This window comes from Atribacter sp. (assembly GCF_035418125.1).
In the GTDB taxonomy this organism is placed as follows: Bacteria; Atribacterota; Atribacteria; order Atribacterales; family Atribacteraceae; genus Atribacter; species Atribacter allofermentans.
The window spans coordinates 1-2853 of record NZ_DAOLQM010000128.1 but is presented as its reverse complement, the minus strand read 5'-3'; the positions used below and the strand labels follow the sequence as shown (position 1 = coordinate 2853).

Sequence of the window (2853 nt, the reverse complement as noted above, 5' to 3'; positions counted from 1 at the left end):
TCCCCCCCCAAACTACCCCTCTCATGCCCAAGGAAGAGCACGAGAGGGAGATATTTCAATCAAAGAATCAAACCCAACCTCTTAGTTTCATCGCTTCAACAACTCTTTCGACAGCTACGATATAAGCTGCCTGACGCATGTTGATTGAATATTTTTTTGAAGTCAGGTGAACCGCATGGTAAGCACGAGTCATCTTCTTGTTTAAGCAATCATAAACCCGGCCTTCCTCCCAGTAATACATATAGAAATTTTGAACCATTTCCAAGTAGGAAACCGTCACTCCTCCAGCATTGCAGAGGAAATCTGGAATAACATGAACTCCGTTTTCAAACAAAACATCGTCAGCTTCAGGAGTTGTCGGTCCATTAGCTAGTTCGGCTACAATACGAGCTTTGATAGATCCGGCATTCTGGTCGGTGATTACATTTTCCAGTGCTGCAGGAATAAGAATATCTACATCTAAGGAGAGGATTTCTCCATTGGTGATGGAATCACATTGAGGAAAACCATTAACCGAACAGGTTTTTTCCTTATATTCCAAAACTGCATCAGGAACCAAGCCGTCAGGATTATAGATTCCACCCTGACTATCGCTGAGGGCAACGACTTTTGAACCGAACATCTCCCGTACTAGTTTAGCAGCGTAAAAACCAGCATTTCCATATCCCTGGACGGCAACTGTCGCCTGGCTGAGGTCAACTCCGCATACCTCGGCGGCTTCTCGTAATGCATACATACCACCCCGAGCCGTGGCATCACCTCGACCTACCGTTCCTCCCACAGCCAGCGGTTTTCCAGTAATGACTCCGAACTGGTTCTTTCCAGAGCATTTGGAATATTCATCCATCATCCAGGCCATAATCTGTGGATTGGTATATACATCTGGTGCCGGGATGTCTTTATCTGGTCCAATAAACTGCCATATCGCCTGAATATAGCCTCGGCTCAACCTTTCTAACTCGCCGGTTGACATACTTTTCGGATCACAAATGACTCCGCCCTTCCCACCACCTAAGGGAATATCAATTACCGCACATTTCCAAGTCATCCAGGCAGACAGAGCCCGAACGGTATCAATGGTTTCCAAGGAGTGGAATCGAATTCCACCTTTAGTTGGTCCCTTAGCATCGTTATATTGAACACGAAATCCCTGAAATACTCTTATCGAACCGTCGTCCATGCGCACTGGAATAGAAACATGAATTTCACGCTTGGGCATCCGGAGAATAGCATGAATAGCAGGATCAAGGTGGATAATTTCGGCACACTTATCAAGCTGGGCTTGCGCTATTGCAAAGGGGTTAGTGGTAGACACGTTACATTCCTCCTCATCGAGACAAGAAATTGTCCTGTCGAGAAATTGCATCTCTCTCCATCGAGAACAAACGTCCCTCGTCATCGAGGTCGTTGTCATTTTCTCCTCGTCTTTGAGGAAGGAGGTGAACACTCACCCTTAAGAAATGACTTATGTAATTTTGAGTAATTTACCACATGATGAAAAAATTAAAAAGAGGGAAGAGAATATTTTTTCCATTTTTTTTTTTTTTTGAGATAATGAAAAGGATCATCCGGAAAAGCGGTTATTTACTTTTTATGTTGATGGCGATGATGAATATCCGGGAGATGCTGATGGTCGTGTACCATTTCTTCGTGTTCATGAAGGTGGGAATGAACGATATCTTTTTCTTGAAAAAAACTTGGATGAATATGGTTATGGTGACCGTCCCAATGGGAATGACGATGGTCATGAGAATAGGCATTGTGAAGGTGCTGGTGAGAATGAGTTTCAGTGAGGAGAATTAAGGTGGCTACCAGAATGAGCGGAAAAGAAAGGTAAAATACCCGCTGAGGCTGCTCTCCCAATATGAGAAAAGAAAGCAATGAACCGGCAAAGGGGGCAATGCTATAAAGAGCCGTGGTGCGGGATGAGCCTAGACTGCGGAGGGAGAGAATAAAAAAAACAATACTCAACCCATAGGAAACAACACCAATCGCCATTGCGATTAAAATCATTTGAAAACTGGGAAAAGAGAGGTTGAAGAAGCGGGCTAAAAGAAGAGAAAATCCTCCAGCGCCACAACCCTTGACGAAAACTAACAAAAGAGGATCCCGGGTGCTTAAATTTCTAGTGAGGTTATTGTCCAATCCCCACATAAAACAGGCAGCTATCACTCCAAAAGCCCCAATTGTAAATCCCCACCCCTGACTCCATTGCACCGATAAAAGCATGGTTGCCAGAGTCACAATGGCAATTGCTAACCATACCCTCTTTCCTATATATTCTCCGAACCAAATTCCCGCTAATAAAGTTGTTGCAATACCTTCAAAACTGAGCAAAAGCGATGCTGTCGATGCCGGGGTAATCCGAATGCTATAGAGAAGAATGATTGGGGCTAAAACTCCACCCGCCAAAACAGCTGCGACTAACACGGGAATTTCTTCTCTTTGCAGCTTAGCTTCAGTTTGAGTATAGAGGCTTTTCTCTTTTATCAATCGATAAATGAGAATGCCTAATCCGCTTCCTAAATATATTAAGCCGGAAAGAACCAGTGGTTCGATGGTGTTCAGGAGTAGTTTATTCAAAGGAGTACTAAGTCCAAAAAGCAGTGCCGCCGTCAAAGCATAAAAGGTGGGAATTAAAACTGTTTTATTCATAATGAAGTCTTTTCTTTCCTTCACCCTTTTTTATATATTTTACTCCTTAGTTGGTTAACGGGGAATGTCGGGGTAATTATTCTGCGTTTTTAATCTTCAACAATTCCTTCAGTTCAAGGTGCATAGTAGCATGAAAAGTGCCTTTGCGATTCTTTGTTATTCTGAGACTTCATATTCAGAAACCTTGGTAATCTCATC

2 protein-coding genes are annotated in these 2853 nt (G+C 43.3%); both read right to left on the bottom strand.

Features of this window, described 5'->3' with window-relative positions; all coding sequences use genetic code 11:
• Positions 1–67: 67 nt before the first annotated feature.
• On the bottom strand, positions 68–1315 hold the full coding sequence (locus PLK24_RS07275; protein ID WP_324477725.1) for a Glu/Leu/Phe/Val family dehydrogenase: 1248 nt from the start codon (positions 1313–1315) through the stop codon (positions 68–70).
• Between the two features lie 269 nt (positions 1316–1584).
• Positions 1585–2655, bottom strand: a complete 1071-nt coding sequence (locus tag PLK24_RS07270) for a DMT family transporter (protein WP_324477723.1) — start codon at positions 2653–2655, stop codon at positions 1585–1587.
• Positions 2656–2853: the final 198 nt, after the last annotated feature.

What these genes read in the sequence shown, in the direction of transcription:
- PLK24_RS07270 (WP_324477723.1), bottom strand. Translation starts at nt 2,655, where the DNA reads ATGAATAAAACAGTTTTAATTCCCACCTTTTATGCTTTGACGGCGGCA.